The following is a 21,269-nucleotide window of genomic DNA, read 5'->3' on the forward strand; positions in this document are numbered from 1 at the left end:
CCATATAATCTGAATCGGCTATTTTTAACAGGTACTATACCTGTTATTCCCAGTATTTTGACAGACTCAATGAAACCCCACTATATTTACTCTGTCAAAGGTTGCATTTACTTTGACCGCTCACCATTTTGTTATACATTATGCAGAAGTGTTCTTTGCAGCTATTCGGCCAGTTCAAAATTATTTCTGTCCATCGGTTTTATTATTAATAAATCATCAGCGCTATTAATTATGATGTCCAAAAAATACTGTTTCTGTTGCTGATGATTTTATTATATGAAGAAGAATTAATGAGCGTTCTTTGTCTCTAGAAAAATGATCGTTTTTAATTAATACGATCCTACGATCTAATTCGAATAAATTTTCTCTTGCCGACCTTCAAGATATCACCGGCCGAAAGACGAATGGCAGCCTGCGAATCTGAGAGCTTTTCATCGTTAAGCTTCACTCCGCCCTGTTCAACCAGTCTTCTGGCTTCTCCCCTGCTCGGGGCAAGTGCTGCGTTGACCATCAGCGTAACCAGTTCGATCGTGCCGTCCTTCGATGCACCAAGTTCCGCAAGGCTAAATTCAGGCATCTCATCTGGTGCTTCTTTTTTCTGAAACATTTTAATAAATTCGTCTTTTGCCTGATCGGCTTCGGCATCTCCATGATAAATTCGGACAATCTCCCATCCCAGACGCATTTTTAAGTCACGCGGATGAACGCTGCCGTCAGCAAGGCCCTTTTCGAGACGGCGAATTTCGTCAACAGGCACTTTTGTGACCAATTCGAAATAGCGAATCATCAATTCGTCCGGCAGAGACATCGTTTTTCCAAACATTTCTCTGGGGCTTTCATAGACTCCGATGTAATTACCAAGACTTTTACTCATTTTATGAACGCCGTCAAGTCCCTCAAGGATTGGCGTTGTTAAAGCAACCTGCGGTAATTGCCCATAATCTTTTTGCAGCGTACGGCCCATAAGTAAATTAAACTTCTGGTCTGTCCCTCCTAGTTCGACGTCGCTTTGCAGCGCTACCGAGTCATAGCCCTGCATCAACGGGTAAAAGAATTCATGAATGCTGATCGGCCGTTCCTCCTGATATCTCTTGGCAAAATCATCTCTTTCCAGCATTCTGGCAACCGTACAATTGGAAGCTAACTTAATGACCTCTTCAAAATTGAGCTTTGAAAGCCAGGTGGCATTAAACTCAATCCTTGTTTTAGCGGGATCGAGAATTTTAAATATCTGTTCTTTATAGGTTTCCGCATTCCGAAGCACTTCTTCTTCGGTCAATGCCTTTCTAGTTTCGGATTTTCCCGTAGGATCACCTATCCTGCCCGTAAAATCTCCGATGATGATCACTGCCTGATGCCCCAGATCCTGGAACTGTCTCATTTTCTGCAAAGGAACAGTATGTCCCAAATGAATATCTGGAGCCGTCGGGTCAAGCCCAAGCTTAACCGTCAGCGGTTTATTTGACAAAAGGGAATTCTTTATTTTTTCTTTCAGTTCATCCTCCGGCACAATCTCAGCAGCACCTGTTCTTAATATCTCCATTTGTCTTTGTACTTCTTTGTCTAAATTGATCAATTCAAAACATTCCTTCCATTCTTCGATATAACTTTAAGTACCTTATCTTCCTTATAAAGGATAATAAAATTAATTTATCAAATACACCACCAGAATATATAAAATTTGGAGCTGACATGGTGCTATATAAAGTTCTTTGCGCTTTAAGCATCTTATATTATAAAGAAATATAAATTTTATATCAACCTCTTACCAAATTGATACTGTTTTTACAGCCTTTAAAATATGATATAATGTTTTGAGCTTATTAATCTAAATGCTTATTAATAAGTCTTTATCTAGGAGGCAAAAAATGGCTAATAACAATGATTATCATAACCGTAATGCAGATCAGAAAAACAGGCGGGTTCACCCTGTCAAAAAGAAAAAAAAGTTTTTTAATACACCCTACTTCAGAATTCCTCTTCTTATCATCATTCTACTTATTGTGATTTTAGGTATTTACTTAATTGTTGCTGTTGCAAAAACCCCCAAATTAGATGTTGAGCTGCTGACAGGTCAGAAACAATCCTCTGTGGTCTATGACAATGAACAAAATTCGATTGCCCAGCTTCACTCCTCCGAAAACAGACTGCTGGTCGACTATGAAGACATTCCGGACACTGTGAAGGAAACGTTTATCGCGGTGGAAGATAAACGGTTTTATAAACATTTTGGGGCAGACCCGATCCGGATTATCAAATCGGCTTTTAATAATTTGAAAGCCGGCGAAGTCGTCGAAGGTGGCAGCACCATCACGATTCAGCTCGCCAAAAACGCTTTTATTGAAGATCCGACGGCGCAGAAGCTTTCGCGCAAGATCCAGGAAGCCGTTCTAGCTCTTCAGATTGAGCATGTGTACACCAAGAACGAAATTCTGACCTTTTACTTGAATCGGATTTACTTAGGGGAATCGTCTTTCGGAATCCGGACCGCTTCTTTGACTTATTTTAACAAAGAGCTTAAGGATCTGAATCCGGCTGAAATCGCCATGCTGGCCGGCCTCCCTCAAGCTCCAAGCGGTTATGACCCATACTTTTATCCGGAAAAAGCCAAAGCAAGACGAACGATCGTCCTGGGTGTGATGAGAGACAATGGCATTATTACACAGGCTGATTATGACAAGTATGTCGATACACCTTTCACGTTTGTTGACCAGGTTAAATCCAAACAAAAGAATGTCCAAATGCCCGAAATTGCAACGCGCAACAAACAACACCCTTATTTTGTTGACTATGTAATTTCCGAGCTTCAGGCTAAATATGGCTTTACACCTGAACAGATCTATAGCGGTGGTTTAAAGATTTATACGACTGTAAATTCAAAAATCCAGACCAAAGCCGAGGAAGCTTTTGCAGACTCCAAGAATTTCCCTGCTAACAGTAAGGACGGGACTTCCGTTCAAGGTGCGATGACTGTACTGGAGCCCGATAGCGGGGCGATCGCAGCCATGGTAGGCGGCCGGGAATACACCCCGATGGGTTTGAACCGCGCTTACCAGTCCAAAAGGCAGCCTGGATCGACTGCCAAGCCACTGGTTGTCTATGCGCCGGCACTTGAACACGGCGGTTATTATCCTGGAACAGTATTCGATGATATGCCCGTTAAATTTAATAACGGTGACGGCACTGTCTGGGCCCCGACGGATTATGACACAATTACTTCCGGTTGGCGGGGTTTGATCACGATGCGCGAAGCTGTTGAGGACTCTGTAAACGTTTACGCCGTAAAACTTTTAAGCTCTCTCGGGGTTGAAAACGGCTGGCAGTTCGCCAAGAATAATCTGGGGCTTTCCCTAACCAACAATGACAAAGTATTAAGTATGGCCCTCGGGACATTTGATATTTCCACCCTGCAGATGGCTTCAGCTTACGGAACATTTGCCAATAACGGTGTCAAAGCTGAACCTTACAGTGTTATTAAAGTTTTAGGCCCCGATGGTAAAACATTGGTCGAAAACACGCCTTCCGAGAAAAGAGTGATGAAAGAAACCACTGCCTATTTGATGAATGATCTCCTTAGGAGCGTTGTAACCTACGGAACCGGCACAAAGGCCCGGATTGGCAATTGGTATATCTGCGGTAAGACGGGCACAACATCCCTGGATCCTGCTAAATTTGGCAATAGGTCCGGTAATCCCGATGCCTGGTTTGCCGGCTATAGCCCAAAATACGCGGGGGTTGTCTGGATGGGGTATGATCAGACAGATACAAGCCATTACCTGTATAAGGTATATGGCGGCAGCTACCCGGCCAGCATCTGGAAACAGGTCATGACGGTTGCCCACGAAGGACTGGCAGTTCAGTCAAGTATCAGCCGTCCCGAAGGGCTTACAACCGTAAAATTCGATTCCAAATCAGGTCTTCTGCCAAGCAGTCTGACTCCTTCAGAATTTGTTAAATCAGAAATATGTGCGGCAGACAGTGTTCCAACAAAAGTTAGTGATGTTTGGGTCCAAGTGATGGTCGATGCTAATAACCCCAATCTTTTAGCCCCCGTAGGCAGCATGAATGCCGTATCGAGGCTTTGCCTGAACGTTCTGGGGCGGCCTAAAGATGTGACCTGGCCATCGGACGAAGCCCCCTATAAGGCTCCGGACAAATACGTGAATGAAAGTGGCAGCTCTACCAGCGGTGAGACTCCACCGGCAGGAGATTCAAGTATTCCTCAGTTGTCTTTATCTTCTCCGTATTATGACGGATCGAGCACGGTTGTTCAGCTTCCGGTTTCCAACTATAACAGTAAAAAATATACTGTTAAGCTGTATATCAAGAAACCGGGACAATCCTATCTTGAAACGTATGTGCCAGAAGACGGAAACAAGAGGACGATTCAATACCGTTTAGATCTTTTCGGTGCCGGAGCAGTCTCCGGAACCTACACCTTCTGGGGTGTTCTGATGGACAATGACTCTTTTACAGAGGGTCCTCCGTCAAATCCCGTGACGTTGGAAATCAGTAATTAATAATCCTCTCAAAAAAACACTGCCGATGGTTTAGATAACCTCGGCAGTGTTTTTTTTGTGGCTAGTTTGGGTTACTTTAATTCAACGATCGTGACCCCGGAATCGCCTTCGCCAAACTCACCTAAGCGGTAAGCAGCAACATGGGGATGTCTCTTCAAGAACTGATGAATGCCTGCCCGCAGGGCGCCTGTCCCTTTGCCATGAATCACGCTGACCTGATTAATTCCTGTAATCACAGCATCATCCAGATATTTATCCAGCATCAGGATGCCTTCTTCGACCAGTTTTCCCCGGAGGTCGATTTCACTTCTGAGATTTACCGCTTTGCTCAGCCCGAAAGTACCTTGAATGGTTTTTGCAAAGTGTTCCGGTTTTCTTGTCTCATCGACCAACCGGATTTCAGACAGCGGAACGCTGACTTTCAAGATACCCGTCTGGACCAACACTTCATTGTTGTTATCCGGTTTTTGCAGGACCTGGCCTTTTTGTCTAAGATTGGGCATATAGACCGTTTGCCCCGGTTCTACTTGCCCGGGCTTCGGTCCGGATTTGTTTTTTCCGGTATACTCGGTTTCATACACCTTTTCAGAGAGTTTTTTCAGCCCCTGACGTGTTTTCTCCAGAGCCGCTTCCTGTTCACGCCGTTCTTTCTTTTGGGCTTCCTTGATTTCTTTGATGATACCTTCGGCTTCGAGTCTGGCCTGACGGACAACGTCGACAGCCTCTTCTTTGGCTTTGCGGATAATATCTTCGTATTTTTCTTCCAGTTCCAGATTCTTTTTCTTCAGCTCCGCGGCTTTATATTCAGCCTTCTTCTGCTCTTCTTCCACACTCCGTTTTTTAAGTTCAATCTCTCTTTGCGTATCCTCGAGGTTTTCCAGGAGATCGCTCTCCTTCGTATCCCGCTCAGAGATAAAGGAGCGGGCTTTTTCCAGAATGCCACTGCCAAGTCCGAGCCGCTGGGCAATCGATAAGGCATTGCTGCGTCCGGGAATACCGATCAGCAGGCGGTAGGTGGGCTTGAGCGTTTCCGGATTAAACTCTACTGAAGCATTTTCTACCCGAGGCGTATTGTAGGCAAAGGTCTTTAACGCGCCGTAGTGCGTCGTAGCCACCCCGCAGCTCCCGCGCTCCAATAATTCCGCAAGAATCGCCATGGCCAGGGCTGCCCCTTCGCCCGGATCCGTCCCGGCTCCAAGTTCGTCCAGCAGAACTAGGGAACAGCTGTCGGCTTCCCGGGTAATATCAACAATATTGGTCATATGGGCGGAGAACGTACTCAAAGACTGTTCGACACTCTGCTCGTCACCGATATCGACAAAAATCCGGGTAAAGATCCCGAGCCGTGATTCACTTTCAGCCGGAATATGCAGCCCGGACTGCATCATCACCGCCATAAGGCCGATCGTCTTCAGCGTCACAGTCTTCCCTCCGGTGTTCGGGCCGGTAATGATCAGAAATTGATCATCTATCCCCAGTCCGACGGATATCGGTACAACAGGCCCGGTGAGCAGAGGATGTCTCGCGCCGATCAGCTTGACCTCCTGTTTATTCATTACAAGCGGTGACCCGGCTTCCATATCTTCACTTAGACGGGCTTTCGCCAGAATAAAATCCAGCTTAATCAAGGCTTCATTCAACAGCAGGATTTCCGGAATCCTGGCAGTAACTTTTGCTGTGAGCTGCTGAAGAATCTTTTGAACTTCCCTGTTCTCTTTCAGGGTGATCTCCCTCAGTTCATTGCCGAGCTGGACCACTGCCATCGGTTCGATAAAAAGGGTCGCACCGCTGGCTGACTGATCATGGACAATTCCGGGAAAAGCTGAACTGTATTCCATTTTAATCGGAACCACATAGCGGTCCCCTCTGCTTGTAATGACATTGTCCTGAAGCATCTTTTGATAGCTCGGATTTCTTAGAATACCGTCAAGGCTTTCCTTGATCCGCTGCTGACTTATCCCTTTCGCTTTCCGCAGTCTGGCCAGCTCTTCGGAAGCCCGGTCATTGATATCCCCGTCCTCGGAGACACTGCGGGAGATATCATCTTCTATCTCTTTCTGAGGTACAATCCCATCGACCGTTTCTCTGAGGGCATATAATTCGCTGTACTGATCTTTTCCAGACTGACCGCCATCTATCAGCGTATTCTTTAGGCGGCGGGCAGTTTTCAACGTATCTCTGATTTCCAGTAATTCTTCCGGATTTAAGGTTCCTCCCCGGTCACATCTTTCCAGATAAGGACGAATTTCCCGCGCTCCCCTGACTGAAAACAAAGGGTTAATCCTAAGGAGAATTTTCCCTTCGTCCGTTTCGCGGAGCAACGCCCTTACGGTACGCAGGTCAGACTCCGGAGCAAGTGCTTCCGCTAATTCTTTCGCTCCGGGAAGCATACAATGATTCCTAAGCCGTTCTCTGACTGCGCCAAAATCCAGTTTTGCCAGGACTTTATCTGAAGCTATCAATTTATATTAGCACTCCTCTATAAAAATGTCCTCTGGTAAAGCCATCGGGATAAAGCTCCTCCAAGCTTTTCATCGCTTCCTCGGTTTCCTCTTTGCCTATATTCTTGCCTCCAGCCGTTTCTTTCCAAAGCTGGTGAAATACTGTAACGGCACGTTCAGCCTGGGGCAGAGATGCCCGAAGCAGTTCCAGCCGGATATTTCTGATGCCCATATCGGCTATTTTAGACAGTTCGGTTACCAGATTCAAGGTTTTGGCATTGAAGACATGCATCCGGCACTCTTGATCCGTAGCCAGTGGGAAGTGATAAGCCATGCGGTCCTTCAGGTACAGGTCTCTGTTTTGACAGGCCTTTCCGCATTTGTTGCGGGCTCCGTCTTTCCCCTCCCCCAGCACAGCGCCGGGAAGACAGAATTCACTGACCATCATTTCCATATCGCCAAACACCAGCAACTCAATACCTTCGGATTTGCCCAGAACGGCAAGCTGTTCCTGACTTAATTCCATGGAAAGGGCTGCCTGCCTTCCGCCTGCCCTGTGAACCCATTCCAACGCCGCTTCGTTAAAACAATGCAGAAAATAATCCGTCTCCCAAGTCCACTCGGGATCAACGGTCTTCAGCATTTCGATTTCCGCAAGATTCCCGGCCATGATCACTGGCCTTGACGACCAGCCTGCCACCTTTGTCAGATCCTTTAGCACCTGCTCACACTGGGTCTGATTCAGGATTCGCGGCAGTCTCCATAGCAACGTTCTTCCCCTGCTTTGACACGTATCGAGTGCCTTCTGCAGCTCTGCCAGGGTAAGGGGCGGTCTGGACCGCCAGTGTTCTCCGCCCAGAATGATTCTGTCCGCACCGGCCTTCAGCAACGGCGCAATCATGGAAGAATCCGTCACCGCGGCACTGAGCAAATGCTTGCCTGCTCCGGTTTTTCCCGATACGGTCCGGCCGGTTTTGAGCTGCTGATTCCAAGCGTAAGTCCGCTCCTGATACGCATTCAAGGTCAGCGCCGGCTTGCTGTGAGACGGCTCCAAAAGCTTCTCCACCGCAGCACGCCGCAATTCATTCAACGCACTGACCGGTATCATCAGATCCCCTTCCAGTGCTGTCGTTAATTCTCCGAGATAAAACGGGGTATTCCCCAGACGCCCCAGCTGTTTTACCAGAACCTCCTGTGTCAGTGGCCGATTCTGTGCTTCCTGAGCCTCACACTGCGATTCCAGCGCAACGTGCTGCTGATCGTCCCAGACAGTTAGGCGCAGTTTTTGACCAACTTTTCCGGAAAGCTGCATTTTTAACGGCCGCTTGCGCATTTCCTTGCCTTCCTGGAAACTAAGCCGGGCCTGGGCAATCAGCTGCTCATCGTGGGTTTTGAATACCCGGTCCCCAATATTCGCAGCGCCTTCAAATTCTATGGTGACCGTATCTCCGGGTGCAGCACTGTCAACCGTTTTGCCGCCAGGTATCCCTATTCTTCCGACGCTGATCCCTTCACGGCCTCTTTTTGTCCAGATTTCCAGGCCGTCTCCGAGTCCCAGCTCGCGGTCCAGCTTCAGTGTCAGACGGTTGTTTTTTAGATCCGTAATTCGGCCCAGCATGGTGCCGCGGTTGTTTGGGCGGCTGAAACTCATCATCTCCGCTCCCTGGTAACCCTGAAAGTATCCGGTTGTAAAATCCCGGTTAAAAATCTGAGTCAGCTCATATAGATCCCGGGCTGTGATTTCCTGCCCCTTTTGTTCCTGTAAAAAGTCCAGGGCTTTACGGTAGACCCGGATGACCGTTGCCACATATTCGGGCCTTTTCATCCGGCCTTCTATCTTCAGTGAGCGCACACCCATCCGCTGCAACTCCCCGAGATTGTCCAACAATTTCAGATCACGCGGGCTTAGAAGGTGCTCCCCGGTCTTCCTTCCTTCCAGCAGATCCCTGCCTTTGCCGTCGACCAGACTGTAGGCCATCCTGCAAGGCTGCGCACATCTTCCGCGGTTGCCACTCCGTCCCCCGATATAGCTCGACATCAGACACTGTCCGGAATAGCTGATACACAGTGCGCCATGTCCAAAAACCTCGACATCCAACTCCGTCGCCTGAACCATTTTTTCTATTTCCGGCGCCGAAGTTTCCCTGGCTAGAACAACCCTGGAAAAACCCATTTTTTCAAGTTGCTTCAGCCCGTAAATATTATTCTGGGTCATCTGTGTGCTGGCATGAAGCCTTATCTCCGGCAGAACTTTCCGGATAAAATTCGCAACCCCGATGTCCTGAACGATCAACGCGTCTGCGCCAAGTGAATAAAGCTGATAGACATAGTCCGCCAGCTCTGAGAATTCACTGTCAGCCACAAGAATATTTAACGTCACATAGACCTTAACGCCGCGTTCGTGCGCGTACGTCACCGCCTTAGACAATTCCTCCGAATCAAAATTCGAGGCCGAAGCTCTGGCATTGAACATTTTGCCTCCGAGATAGACGGCATCGGCTCCGTTTTCCACCGCAGCCTTCAATGCCTCGTAACCCCCGGCCGGTGCAAGAAGTTCCATCTTTTTATTTGTATGCTGCTGCGGACTGCTGCCAAAATCTGAATGCATGATCGCGTTCTCCGTTCCTGTTTCGTCTTTTTCTGCTTTTCTTCTAATCATACCACACTATCATTTTGCGGCAAATTTTTTACATTCGCTCCTTTAAAGATCTCATTAGAAAAAGATTAAAACCATTAAAAAATGAATTCGGCAGTTGCCATGGATGGAAAATTCTCCTTGACTTATCTTTCAAAAAAGATAAGCTATTCATTAGGAGGCGATAGTGTTGGATGATAAGGTAATGGATCTTCTCGGAAAGATCCTTGAAAACCAAACCGAGACTAGTTCCCAACTTAAAGAATTAACCTCTCGCGTCCAAAAAATAGAAACAAAAGTTGAACATGATTTGGGTCATAAAATCAAAGCACTATTTGATGCTCGCGAAGTACAAAATGAGAAAAATGATACTATTATTAATACCCTCGAAAGAATCGAAACTAAAATCGAAATCCTGCAAATGGAAACAGCCCATGTACGAAAAATAAAATAGAAAGTTATAAGGAGTTATTCAAGACTTCTTTTTGGGTGTATCCCGAAATTGACTTGCAGTATCTGGTTAGTAAGATTGAACAAATGCATCGTTGAGATCCCATTAATGGGGTCTTTTTTATTCTACAGAGTAAGCTCCCTAGCAAAGAACTAAACCATTAAGGAATACACTACCGCAGCACCCCAACCACATTCATATTGGCACTGCCGCCCTTCACTCAATAAATGAAGTTTTACAAACTAAACAAATATGTTTATGTACACAGACAAAATTACCACATTCTTTGCAACTCCATCTAATCTCCTCATGCTGTAAAAATGAATCCAGATTATATTGCTTAATGTGCTCAAGATTTTCAATCATGCTCATGTGATATTTACTTCGATACCGCTTATCCAACTGTTTTAGTCTTATGCAAGGGAATTTGTCGCATTCAAAGCAAAACCCGGATTTATTACTTTGAATTACAGAACAATTTTTGATTATGCAACTGGTGCTATTTTTTGTTTTATACCTTATATCGTCCTCGTTTCGGCATCCCTTGCAATGACTTTTCTCCCTTTGATTTGCCATACAAAGTCTGCAATTCATCCCGCAAGGAGCAATCAACTCTTCTCTCATTTTGTTCATCTTATACAGTACCTCATCAGTGATTTAACTGTCGCACGAGATCTGATTACCACAAAGAAATACTTTAAGTCCATTTCATCCGAGCCAGGACGGCACGGCCTTTGCACGATATGTCGTCGTAATACGTTCAGCCATTCCCGATGCGTCTTATTTCGATTGCTAGCCGTTCTTTTTCAATAAAGGCAGTTAATTTAAGAGCCAATCATGCTTTCCTATTACTTCTCTTAGAATCTATTATGTGATAGAACGTTAATATTGGGTGCTTAAACAGCATCCTTGGCCCAGAATACCTCATAACTTTCTTTATTTCTACTCTCATTTCTAGTTTATAACAATGTATTTTACATCTTGCACAGACTGGTTTGTTCTCACCAAACATGCATTGTTCTATTTTCTTGCTTGAATATTTATATAATCTCTCACAGTCTTCACACCTTCTATTTTGTGGGGTATGGGTTTTCTTGCAATAAATATTAATCATTTTCTCAACCGTTACCCGTTCTCTTCTTCGCCTTTTGCTATCTGTACTCATTTTTTCTGTCCTTATAATTAATTTTATATAACGAACGTCCAAACTCCAATAATAACCTCAATTAGTCCAAATGATCTATAAATTTACCATTGATAACATTTATTCTTCATTGTATTTACAAATTCCTTCCCATTATTTTACTTAATTGGAGTTGGCTTTAGCGGAATTGGACAAATGTCCTGAGCCGAAGCGGCCAAGCCCTCACCACCCGAAGCCCATCTGCATATGCTGTAATTAGACTCATAATGAAAGGGCGGACGGCATGGAGAATCCGGCCACTGAACGCACGCCGCTTGTCATAGCGGCTGAGATAAATATGATAACCTGCCAAACCAAAAAAATCCTGCTTGCCGGCGCCATTGAAATCGGGTGTCGTTTGCAGGAAGCCAAGGCTCTGGTCAAACACGGGGAATGGGGTAAGTGGCTGGAGTCTGTGAGCTATTCCCAGAAAACTGCCGAAAGACTGATAAAGCTCTACCAAGAGTACGGGCCAAACTTCTCTGACGGATTGGACACGTCAAAATCGACATCAATGTCGAATATGACTTACACCCAGGCCCTCCTCCTTCTGGGTTTACCGGCAGAGGAGCGGGAGGAATTCATCGAGCAGAATGATGTCGGCGGTATGACCACCAAAAAGCTGCAGCAGGCACTTCAGGACAGAGACAAGGCCAATCAGGAAAAGGACCAGGCGCTTCAGGAGAATCAAGCATTTAAAAAAGGACTGAAGGCGATCGACAGCACAATCTCCGAATTAAAAAAGGAGCAGGCTAAGGCTGCGTCAATGCCAACAAATCCGGAGAATGTCAAAGCAGAAGCCTTCTCTGCCAGTCAACCCGCCCTGCCGACCCACAACCTTAAAGCCGAACATGACCCCGACGCTCACATCAAGTATGTAGAAAAATGCAACGCTTGCTGCAAAACAATCGCCGATACCTTCTTCGATCTGACGACAGCGCTCACCAATCTGGCGCATGTCGATCCGAACCTGAAAGAAGAAAAAAGAAAAGAGGCCAATCGACTGATTGAATACATGGCAGAGACGATTAAAGAGTGGCCACCCCCCAAGAAACCGCTTAGAGTTCATTCCTGATTTTTTTTGGGAACCTTTGGACAAGCCAAGCATAGTATATACAAGACAGCAGTAAGCAGTCCAATAAAAGAGAAGGAGATGATTGGAATGGCCGTTGTTTCAGCACCATCCGGCGCGGCTCTGGTATTGGTCTATCAGACCGGAGTCAGCACCTCCGGCGCTCCGATAACCAAACAGCGAACCCTTAACAATATTGTTTACAATGCTTCGAATCAAGCTGTCTATGAGGCGGCTCACGCCATCTTCGGTCTGTCGGAATATACGCTGCTTGACGTTTACTTCAGAAGAACAGATGAATTGACAAACGAAGCGTAAACCGGAGGGCAATTTCAGGCGTCAAGGAGGTGATTCAATTGGCTGTGACCACCAACCGAACAGCAAGATTAACCTTTGCAACCACCGGAGGGAACACGTTTTCCCTAACGGTTCCCCAACCGCGAGAGGATATCCTGCTAACTGAAGCCATGGACGTTATGAACGCGCTTATAGCAGGCGGGATATTCCTCACGGCAAACGGTGCCCTTACAGGGGTAAAGGATATAAAGGTCATTGAAACCACGACCAATGACCTTTATGATCCTCCACAAGTGTAAGCGGGCAGTACGCATAAAAGATTAAGAGAGGGGGCGGGCTGACGGCAATCAAGATTTGCCGGCGGCCTCGCCCCCTCTCATCTTTTGCCTTATCACTGTTCATATTATTATATGAACCTTAGCTAAGTTTGAACTATAAAAAATTCAAAAAAATAGTACATGTCATTGATTACCTTGTATTTTTGGCCAGAGCTTTGTCTAATATAGCATCAATGCGCTCCTGGGTACCTGGCTTGCATAATACTTGTAAAGGCTGTACCTGCATGAATTGATCATGATCATCGGCAGATGTCACAAACACGATGCTGCATGTTGACATGGAAGCAGATTGCCGTATTTGTTTGGTGGTCTCGAGACCGGTCAGCTTTTTCATACTATTATCAAGAAAAAGAAGGTCAAAAATCATCCCAAGCTTATTAAGTTCTTCAAGAAGCTCTTCACCACTGCCAAATTGGTAAATATCAAATGAAACCCCCTTTTCTTTTTCATATAAATGAATGAATGCCTCCAATAACTGGCGACACAGCGGCCTGTCATCGCAAATGCCGATAGTAAGCAATACATCTCCCTCCAAAAGCCTGTTTATACAACTAAAAAGGTATTAAGTTCATTATATATTGACAATAATACAAATACAAGGGTAATAAATACTCTTGTGCTTTGTTAAGAATACTATTCATAATTGCTAAAGTAAAGCAGGGTGATAAAACATGGAAATTGATTACAAAGCATTAGGCGAGCGGATTGCGAAAAGACGCAAGGTTTTGAATCTGACCCAAGATAACGTCGCTGAAGCAACAGGGCTCAGCAACAACCATATATCCAATATAGAGAACAATCATTCTATCCCCAGTATCGAATCATTGCTTAAAATATGCGAGGCTCTGGACATCACACCAGATTATTTTCTGCTGGGTATTTTCAGACAAACAAATGACAGTCTGCTTTCTCAGATTAATCAAAAAATCAAGCTGTGCGATGAGAGAAAGCTTGAACTGGTTGATCATTTCATGACTTGGATAGTTAATGAAAAACTATAGTTTAAAATGTGCGAACAGCACTTTTTAAACTATCAGAAAGTATAAATCCTTTTTGATATGTAAGTAGCCTTTTCCAGCAAAGGGCTGCTTTGTTATTTTTAGAATAAATTTCCACATATTTTAATTTTTTAGAAGGATAGCAGTGAATTTTCACGAATATCAAATTAAAAAGTAACCGGATTGATTCTTTCCCAGATCCGTCAGGTTATAGCTGCGGAAGCCCCGATCAGTAAAAAGCTGTTACCAAATTAAGTGAATTCTGATGAACCAGATCAATTTATCGAAGGAAGACTTGATGAAAGAAGTTTATAAGCTGCTTGGATTTATTAGGGGGGCTGAAATGGAAGAACTAATTTCAAATATAGTAAGTATTTCCGAACCTAGTTCGGAAATACCATCAAAAAAGAGGTATATACGAACTTAGTTCGGGAATACCGTAGTTAGGCGAAAGACCATGCAAAGACCGCCCCCTCCATGGGCGGAATGTTCAGGATTAGCTATGGTGCTATTTTGGTGCGAGAGAGGTTGAGAGAAATTGTTATATGAAGGTACCCTAAGGTCTATTGTAGATTTTTATATTGATTCTTTGGATTATAATGGCATACCGGTGTCACAAATATTGAGAACAAGTGATACTTCAGAGATATTAAATCAACTTAGCTCATTGATTCTGGACGGATTAGTAACACTAACATTTTCGACCGTATTTTTAAATCCTCATATAAAAGCCTTTCCAGACCTTGAACCACAAGAACAGATAAAGAAATTGATGTCTGAATCACTTGATGGTATATGTGCATACCCAACGGCTAAATGTTTGAAGGAATTCAAAAAAGCAAGCAAATATAGAGGGAAGCCATATTCAAGAAGATTATTTTTAGGGGAGCCGCAATTCGAACCAGTATATTTTGATTTAACTATTTTAGAAAAGTATTTGAACGACCCTAGGTACGTTGTTCAGAATGATGATTATTCTGGAAGTATACATAGTATGGATGAATATGATAAAGAACTTGGCGAAGGATTCTTTTTGGACACTTTTGGCCTAGCTTATAATAATCAACATGAGAGGTTTGTTATTGTTTATCTTAGATATCTTAATGATTTAACACCAGATCAACAAAAATACTGGAAATTATTCGAGACAAAAGAGGATTGTTACCAAAATATAGACTATCTAAAAAATACCCTTGGACATTGGGCTGATAATGTATCGATATTTATCGCATTTATTGAAGAATTATATGTGATTAATAAAATGTGTGAATTAATTGGTAAGCCAAGTTTGTTTAAGGAAGATTTTAAAAGAAATCGACCCAAAGATTTTGGCGTTTTTCTTAGGCCTACATTAAATAACTATAATAATTTTGTACATGTTCTTGACAAAATGATGTCAGATAATATTAACAAGGATTTTTTCAAGAATGACATACTCTTGACAGAAGAGATAAAAAGAAAAGATGGAAAAATTGAAACCCGGCAGCGGGGAACTATTTCTTTGCTTGAGGAATGGATTACTAATAATTTTAGACCAAGAGACCCTGAACCAACTAAACAACTTTTCTCAACTCTAAGAAAAGTAAGGAAAGAGAGACAGAAACCAGCTCATGCTGTAGAAAAAGATAATTTTGATAAACGCTACCATATTATGCAAAATGAACTTATTGAAGAGTCTTATACAGCCGTTAGGACAATTAGATTAATTCTTGCTAACCATCCAAAAGTTCAAGGATACTCTGTTCCTGATTGGCTTTACAAAGGGCAGATTCGGTTATATTAAGGTTAGCGAAATATTTTTGCATGGCCGCCATCCGTGGCGGCTTGGCTTCGAGGGGCATGGTCCATCGCCTAACAGGCAGTTCCCAAAACTTAGAATATATGAATGTAGTATGACGCTTCGGGAACTGCCGGGACGTTGAATGAAATTGGTCGCAAGGCCGGGCCGTCCTGGCGCGGGTTAATAGAACAAGCTTAATATTGTTGCAAAAGATTATAGAGGAGTCTTTTTTTATGAAATATATTGCACTGCTCCGAGGAATAAATGTTGGCGGAAAAAACAAAGTTTCTATGCATGATTTGAAAAACTGTTTCGAGAATGCAGGTTTTCTAAATACGCGGACCTATATTAATAGTGGTAATGTCATCTTTGACAGTGAAGAACAAAGTATCATAGATCTATCAAGTTATTGCAATGATATTCTGAAGAAGAAATTTGACTTTCCTATTGGCATAGCATTGATTGATGTTAATACATTGAAAGAGGCATTAGAGAATGTACCTGATTGGTGGGGATATGATCAAAACTCGAAACATAATGCCATATTTGTAATCCAACCTGCCACAGCGGAAGAAATTATTGCGGATGCAGGAAAAATGAAGCCGGAGTATGAACAACTTTATGCTTATAAAGAGATTATATTTTGGTCAGCTCCATTAAAAACATTTTCTAGAACCCGGTGGTCAAAGATAGTCGGAACAAAAGCATATCAAAGTATTACAATTCGAAATGCAAATACAACAAAGAAGTTATTGGAAATGGCACAATCATAAAATGTAAGATGAGAACTTTTTGGGGAATTTACGGGGTCGACATCCTGTCACCCCCTGGATATGGGGGCGACCAACTTCATTTAACACGCCATTCCCGAAACATGGAATTGATATATGTAATATGACGCTTCGTGAATGGCTGAACGATATCTGATATAGTGCCTTTGTGCCTTTCGGTGTAGTATAAGGAGGAGTTAAATTGGAAGGAAGACGTTTAGCAATACCTATTTATCTTAATCAGAGAATAGTTTTTGACCTTCTAGCCATCGTTGAAGGTGGATTTTCTCAATTGCAAACTATCAAGAAGGCCGAGTCTGATGAGAAAGGTAGCAATAGCGAAATATCTGGGGAAGTGGGTACAAAGAATGTATTTGCTTTTCTCAATCTTGGTCTAAAAGCTGGTCTCAATCAAAAAGATACGCAATCTATGCAGAAACACGTACAAGAAGATAGGGTATTTACTCCAGCTTCACTTTTCTCTAGATTGCGGGATAACCTTATAGAACGCAAATTACTTGTTTCTTTAGATAATGCATTTTCTATGGAAGCATTATTACCGGGTGCTTTTATTGAGTTTTCGGGAATATTAAGAAAGAATCCTATGGTTGCTAACATGGAAGGGCTAATACAAATGATGGAGGCTGCGCTTTTATTTACAGTTGCCCCGGGAAAACAAAAACCTAAAGCAGAACAAGAAGTTCTTACTCAAATGAAAAAGTTCTACTCTATGCTTACCCAAACAGGCTCTTTAGATTTAGTTTCGGACTTAGTTATAAAACCTGAAATAAAGGCAGTCATTCCAGTTCAACTTGAATATTTTTCAAACCAAAGCCCAGCGGATATTATAGATGGTCAATTTGTGGTCATTGGTAAAGTGGTCAGATATATTCCTGAGGATATAGGCGAATCGGTTAGTTTATTGAGGGGTACGCCTCTTGCTTATTTACCCGAGGATAATTTAATGCAATTTATTGAGGCTTTTAATACTTTATCATCTACATTATCAACGCCAAGTGAATTTACTACTCAAATTCCTGGACCTGTTTTGTTGGTAGTTCCTATAGCTATTTATGCTTAATTTGGGGTGAGGCACTACAACAGAGTATTTTCGACACTTAGCCAATATGTAAGCGGTTGGGGCGCGTCGCAAACACTCGGGACGTAGTATAAAAAAGAAAAAATAGTACCAAATAATGATCAAAACTAAAAAAGGCAATAACAAAATAACTATGCTAAAAATAAACATAGTAACACCTTCAAATATAGGAAAACGGCTAAGTTACCGGCTCTAACTTATAGCCACGTTTAATCAATTCTTGGATCAATAAATCATCAGGAACGATCAGAATAGAATTTTGCCTGCTTTTCTTCTCGGTAGCCTTAGACTCGGATACTTCCTTGAAAGACTCATCTCTGGAGAGCATGTAATAAATAGCAACCAGCATTGAACGGCAAACAGCAATAACCGCCTTATTATGTCCCCTCCGCAGCTTAATAGAGTGGATACCTACTGACAAAACGAGAAGAACGTTTGCTTCTTGAAAAGCTATTTACACATTGGGTCAAAACGGCTTTGAGATACATATTTCCCTTTTTTGTTTTAGCAGAACGCCGTTTGCCTCCTGTTTCATTATTCTAAGGGCATAAGCCTGCCCAGAAACAAAGATGATTAGCGGAAGGGAAAACAGACATATCGGTTCCAACCTCCGAAAGGATAGCAATCGCAGAAGTTTTCCTAATAGCAAAACGAGAGCAAAGTAATGAATAGCAGGCTGTAAATCATGTGACTTATCTTCGATCAAGCGCTCAATTTGGGCAATCTTATCGTCGAAATTCTTAAGATTATCCAAAGCAACGGAAAGCTTAGCCGCTTGCGTTGAAGTCAAATGTCCTTTAAGGGCACAAATAGGCTGAGGAATTTTCTCTCTGAGCTTGCCCATAACAAGATTGGAGAGAAGATCCTCATCAAAGGACTTAGAGCGAAGAAGAGCATGCATAATATTCATGCCTGACTTGCCGAAAATATCAGTAGCAACGGAAGACAACATCAGATTACAGACAGTAAGGATATTATGAATCCTGCTTTTCTCGGCAGAGCGGTCGCGAATAAGCTTATGGCGATAACGGCTTAGCTCTCTTAACTCACGGATATGTTTTGGGGGGATGAAACTTGGTTGAACCAGACCGAGCCTATGAAGTTCAGCCAGCCACTTGGCATCCCTTCGGTCGGTTTTATTACCTGGAAATGTTTTAGTAAACGAGGGATTAGCCAACGTAAGAAAAAAAGAATCTTCCATCAGGTTAAATACAGGAATCCAGTACTTACCGGTGCTTTCCATAACGACAACGTGGCAGTCGTTCTCTTGAAGCCAAGCAATAGTTTTTGTGGACATCAATACCGGTACAGATAGAATGAACAACTTTCGGTTAATATCTCCTCCATAGGCTGGAAACGGCTGCCTGAAAAGAAAATAATGTAGTTTCCATGCTCTAAGCATAATCATAAATTCACTAAGGCAGCCGTCGCAGAGTTAGGCACGGGTCTATCCACGCAAAAGATTGGATTCTACCAATCGTCCCACGCGCTCGTCAGTCCAGCCTATATACTATTAATACACCAATGTAGAAAATAATGGAAGATAGTTGTAATTTGAAGTAAAATAAGGATATCGGCTCTTTTCATTATCATTGATGCCGCCAAAAGGCGGCATAAGGACAGTTAGACGAAGTACTGATGAAAGATATTAGGAGGATGGAAGACTATTATGAAAGCTGAATTAACTGGAAATAACGTTAGGGCAAATTGTCCGGATTGTGATGGAGTAATAACAACTTTTGAATCTACTCGTTCAGGTTCATCATTTGGCTCAATAATTATTGAAGGAAAACTTTCTTTCAATGGAATAGAGCATACAAGAGTTCTTTACATACTATTACGATGTGCAAATTGCGGAAGAGGTGGCTTAGCTAAAGTTCATGATTCGGGAAATACATCACACAACGGTCATCTAGAATGGTTTCTTCCAAATTCAGTAGATAAAGCTAACATCCCCAATAATGTTCCTGAAGACATAAAATCTGAATTTACAGAGGCAGAGGAATGTGCGTCAATCGGTGCTTATCGAGCAGCAACTGCGTTGTTGCGTTCTTGCTTAGAAAAGACATTTAAAGTAAATGGATATACCTCAGGTAATCTGGCACAGAAGATAAATAAAGTTTGTGATGATGGAATTATTACTTCTGCAAGAAAGAATAAGGCCCATGAAGAGATTAGAGTATTAGGGAATAACATCTTGCATGATGAATGGCGGATTGTAGATTATGATGAATATGATCTGTCACATCATTATACTCAAAGAATTTTGGAAGATTTTTATGATGATCGTGTTGAAGTCGAAAGTATCCTGAGAGAAAAAGGGGTATATTGAATAGTGGATTTTGAATGTTTAAACAACGCACTTCGTCTAACACGGTGTTCCCGTCACTTAGAGGATGATGCATGTAGTTGGAACGCGGCGGGAACACCTAAACGTTATATAAAATTGCGCGCACGAACCGCCGCGTCCTGCGGAGGGAGAAAAAAGTCTTAGTTACTGGGAGGTAACATGAAAGAAATTAAGTATGGAGGGAAAAAATGGAGAATAGCAGACAAAGATTATGACGGTCAACTGTTTATTAATGATCGTCAAGGTATTATTAGGTTAATTGTGTATTATTATGATCTAGACACTCTATATGCAGAAAAATTAATACCAAAATCAATATAAATGATTAGTGGGATAAATTAATTCGAAATAATTGAGGTAGATTAATTTGATTGGTAAAGAAATGTATAAAGAATTCCATAGTTCTCAAGATGCTGAAGATTGGGCAAAGAAATATTTCCATGAATGGATTAACAATTTGCAATTAAAAGCAGATAAAAACCTATCTCAACTTCTATTTGAATATTCCGGTAACATGAATATAGTTTATAATCGTTATCTTAGGGGAAATCAAGACTTTAGCGATAAAGAGGCTAAAGAGTATTCCGAAGATATAAAAACTATTTCAAATGCATTATGTAAATTTGAGTTAAAAGAAAATATTATTGTGTACAGATACACTCATAAGAATTTATTAAAATTATTATTTAACTCTTCAAAACCAAAGGTGGGAAAAACATTTGTTGAAAAAGGATTTCTAAGCACTACTCTAGTGCGAGATTTACTAAAAGATTTTGCAAAAGAACATCACTATAATTGTGTTTTAAAGATATTTTTACCAATAGGTACAAAAGGAGCATTTATAAAATTTAATGATAGTTTGCTAAATGAACAGGAATTCTTATTACCGCCAAATACAAAATTTATGTTAATAAGAAAATCCATTAACCGAAGACTTCAAATGGTTTACGAATGTAAACTGGTCGATCAACAACAATATTAATGAATAGCTTAATACAATTCGAAACAAGAAAATTATAAGCTGTATAATTTGAAAAGTATATGACTTTTATACTTGGGGGGTATATCCGCTGGATATCTACATGACCACACTTCTGGAAAAATTAAATGCATTTAATCCAAAGCTCTATAAATCCGCCAATGGGCTATCTGCGATCCGAACCTTGAAACTCATAGAAACTGGAAAGCAGACCTTTGAATCCGATATTCTGTATATGGGTACTAACGCTAACCTTGAAACTTTTGCCAACAATGGTGGAACTCATCTTATTTTGATAACAGATGAGGCTTTACCAGATTACTTCGAAAAGAATCCACCCTTTAATCTATGGTAAA

The 21,269-nt window shown here is 42.4% G+C and carries 21 protein-coding genes; 14 read left to right on the top strand and 7 right to left on the bottom strand.

Annotated features, from left to right (window positions below):
• Positions 1 to 340 precede the first annotated feature (340 nt).
• Positions 341 to 1,543: a tyrosine--tRNA ligase gene (gene tyrS, locus OKX56_RS09245; RefSeq protein ID WP_034362468.1), complete on the bottom strand. Its 1,203-nt coding sequence runs from the start codon at positions 1,541 to 1,543 to the stop codon at positions 341 to 343.
• A gap of 325 nt (positions 1,544 to 1,868) precedes the next feature.
• Here tyrS and OKX56_RS09250 point away from each other — a divergent pair, with 325 nt between their 5' ends.
• Positions 1,869 to 4,520 carry a transglycosylase domain-containing protein gene (locus tag OKX56_RS09250; RefSeq protein ID WP_019226885.1) on the top strand — a complete coding sequence of 884 codons (2,652 nt, stop codon included), beginning with the start codon at positions 1,869 to 1,871 and terminating at the stop codon, positions 4,518 to 4,520.
• Between the two features lie 71 nt (positions 4,521 to 4,591).
• Here OKX56_RS09250 and OKX56_RS09255 read toward each other — a convergent pair whose 3' ends face one another.
• Both OKX56_RS09255 and OKX56_RS09260 read right to left on the bottom strand, forming a co-directional pair.
• A complete protein-coding gene (locus tag OKX56_RS09255; RefSeq protein ID WP_019226886.1) occupies positions 4,592 to 6,982 on the bottom strand; it encodes an endonuclease MutS2 in 2,391 nt (796 codons plus the stop codon).
• Between the two features lies 1 nt (position 6,983).
• Positions 6,984 to 9,569 (bottom strand): U32 family peptidase, encoded by a 2,586-nt coding sequence (locus tag OKX56_RS09260; RefSeq protein WP_025205083.1) that lies wholly within the window; start codon positions 9,567 to 9,569, stop codon positions 6,984 to 6,986.
• A gap of 214 nt (positions 9,570 to 9,783) precedes the next feature.
• Here OKX56_RS09260 and OKX56_RS09265 point away from each other — a divergent pair, with 214 nt between their 5' ends.
• Entirely contained in the window at positions 9,784 to 10,050 is a 267-nt protein-coding gene (locus OKX56_RS09265; RefSeq protein WP_019226888.1) for a hypothetical protein, read from the top strand.
• Positions 10,051 to 10,263: 213 nt separating this feature from the next.
• Here OKX56_RS09265 and OKX56_RS09270 read toward each other — a convergent pair whose 3' ends face one another.
• Both OKX56_RS09270 and OKX56_RS09275 read right to left on the bottom strand, forming a co-directional pair.
• The gene (locus OKX56_RS09270; RefSeq protein ID WP_083221909.1) at positions 10,264 to 10,680 is read right to left on the bottom strand and encodes a DUF3795 domain-containing protein; all 417 of its coding nucleotides are present in this window, start codon (positions 10,678 to 10,680) and stop codon (positions 10,264 to 10,266) included.
• A 202-nt stretch (positions 10,681 to 10,882) separates the two neighbouring features.
• Positions 10,883 to 11,212: a nitrous oxide-stimulated promoter family protein gene (locus OKX56_RS09275; RefSeq protein WP_083221911.1), complete on the bottom strand. Its 330-nt coding sequence runs from the start codon at positions 11,210 to 11,212 to the stop codon at positions 10,883 to 10,885.
• 262 nt (positions 11,213 to 11,474) lie between these two features.
• Here OKX56_RS09275 and OKX56_RS09280 point away from each other — a divergent pair, with 262 nt between their 5' ends.
• From OKX56_RS09280 to OKX56_RS09290, 3 genes are all read left to right on the top strand, one after another.
• Positions 11,475 to 12,305: a DUF3102 domain-containing protein gene (locus tag OKX56_RS09280; protein WP_025205081.1), complete on the top strand. Its 831-nt coding sequence runs from the start codon at positions 11,475 to 11,477 to the stop codon at positions 12,303 to 12,305.
• Between the two features lie 87 nt (positions 12,306 to 12,392).
• Positions 12,393 to 12,620 (top strand): DUF1659 domain-containing protein, encoded by a 228-nt coding sequence (locus OKX56_RS09285; RefSeq protein ID WP_019226592.1) that lies wholly within the window; start codon positions 12,393 to 12,395, stop codon positions 12,618 to 12,620.
• A gap of 38 nt (positions 12,621 to 12,658) precedes the next feature.
• The gene (locus OKX56_RS09290; RefSeq protein WP_019226593.1) at positions 12,659 to 12,898 is read left to right on the top strand and encodes a DUF2922 domain-containing protein; all 240 of its coding nucleotides are present in this window, start codon (positions 12,659 to 12,661) and stop codon (positions 12,896 to 12,898) included.
• A 169-nt stretch (positions 12,899 to 13,067) separates the two neighbouring features.
• Here the strand turns inward: OKX56_RS09290 and OKX56_RS09295 are convergent, their stop codons facing one another.
• Positions 13,068 to 13,457, bottom strand: a complete 390-nt coding sequence (locus OKX56_RS09295) for a LytR/AlgR family response regulator transcription factor (protein ID WP_019226594.1) — start codon at positions 13,455 to 13,457, stop codon at positions 13,068 to 13,070.
• Between the two features lie 151 nt (positions 13,458 to 13,608).
• On the opposite strand from OKX56_RS09295, the gene OKX56_RS09300 reads away from it, so the two are divergent.
• From OKX56_RS09300 to OKX56_RS09320, 5 genes are all read left to right on the top strand, one after another.
• Positions 13,609 to 13,938: a helix-turn-helix domain-containing protein gene (locus OKX56_RS09300; RefSeq protein ID WP_019226595.1), complete on the top strand. Its 330-nt coding sequence runs from the start codon at positions 13,609 to 13,611 to the stop codon at positions 13,936 to 13,938.
• Positions 13,939 to 14,233: 295 nt separating this feature from the next.
• Entirely contained in the window at positions 14,234 to 14,362 is a 129-nt protein-coding gene (locus OKX56_RS09305; protein ID WP_019226596.1) for a hypothetical protein, read from the top strand.
• Between the two features lie 111 nt (positions 14,363 to 14,473).
• Positions 14,474 to 15,718, top strand: a complete 1,245-nt coding sequence (locus tag OKX56_RS09310; protein ID WP_019226597.1) for a hypothetical protein — start codon at positions 14,474 to 14,476, stop codon at positions 15,716 to 15,718.
• Between the two features lie 230 nt (positions 15,719 to 15,948).
• Entirely contained in the window at positions 15,949 to 16,488 is a 540-nt protein-coding gene (locus tag OKX56_RS09315; protein ID WP_019226598.1) for a DUF1697 domain-containing protein, read from the top strand.
• A gap of 199 nt (positions 16,489 to 16,687) precedes the next feature.
• Positions 16,688 to 17,566 (top strand): DUF6414 family protein, encoded by an 879-nt coding sequence (locus tag OKX56_RS09320; RefSeq protein ID WP_019226599.1) that lies wholly within the window; start codon positions 16,688 to 16,690, stop codon positions 17,564 to 17,566.
• Positions 17,567 to 18,050: 484 nt separating this feature from the next.
• On the opposite strand, the gene OKX56_RS15040 is transcribed toward OKX56_RS09320, so the two are convergent.
• Positions 18,051 to 18,908 carry an IS110 family transposase gene (locus OKX56_RS15040; RefSeq protein ID WP_051008292.1) on the bottom strand — a complete coding sequence of 286 codons (858 nt, stop codon included), beginning with the start codon at positions 18,906 to 18,908 and terminating at the stop codon, positions 18,051 to 18,053.
• Between the two features lie 345 nt (positions 18,909 to 19,253).
• Between OKX56_RS15040 and OKX56_RS09330 the strand changes: the two genes are divergently transcribed.
• The 4 genes from OKX56_RS09330 to OKX56_RS09345 all read left to right on the top strand — a co-directional run bounded on the left by OKX56_RS09330 (position 19,254) and on the right by OKX56_RS09345 (position 21,268).
• Positions 19,254 to 19,916: a DUF4145 domain-containing protein gene (locus OKX56_RS09330; protein WP_019226601.1), complete on the top strand. Its 663-nt coding sequence runs from the start codon at positions 19,254 to 19,256 to the stop codon at positions 19,914 to 19,916.
• A 177-nt stretch (positions 19,917 to 20,093) separates the two neighbouring features.
• Entirely contained in the window at positions 20,094 to 20,255 is a 162-nt protein-coding gene (locus tag OKX56_RS09335; protein WP_019226602.1) for a hypothetical protein, read from the top strand.
• Between the two features lie 46 nt (positions 20,256 to 20,301).
• Complete coding sequence (locus OKX56_RS09340; protein ID WP_019226603.1) at positions 20,302 to 20,916, top strand: ADP-ribosyltransferase; 615 nt, start codon at positions 20,302 to 20,304, stop codon at positions 20,914 to 20,916.
• Positions 20,917 to 21,016: 100 nt separating this feature from the next.
• Entirely contained in the window at positions 21,017 to 21,268 is a 252-nt protein-coding gene (locus tag OKX56_RS09345; RefSeq protein WP_019226604.1) for a hypothetical protein, read from the top strand.
• The last annotated feature ends 1 nt before the right edge of the window (position 21,269 follow it).

The sequence above is a fragment of the Dehalobacter sp. genome, from assembly GCF_030063005.1.
Lineage (GTDB): Bacteria > Bacillota > Desulfitobacteriia > Desulfitobacteriales > Syntrophobotulaceae > Dehalobacter > Dehalobacter restrictus.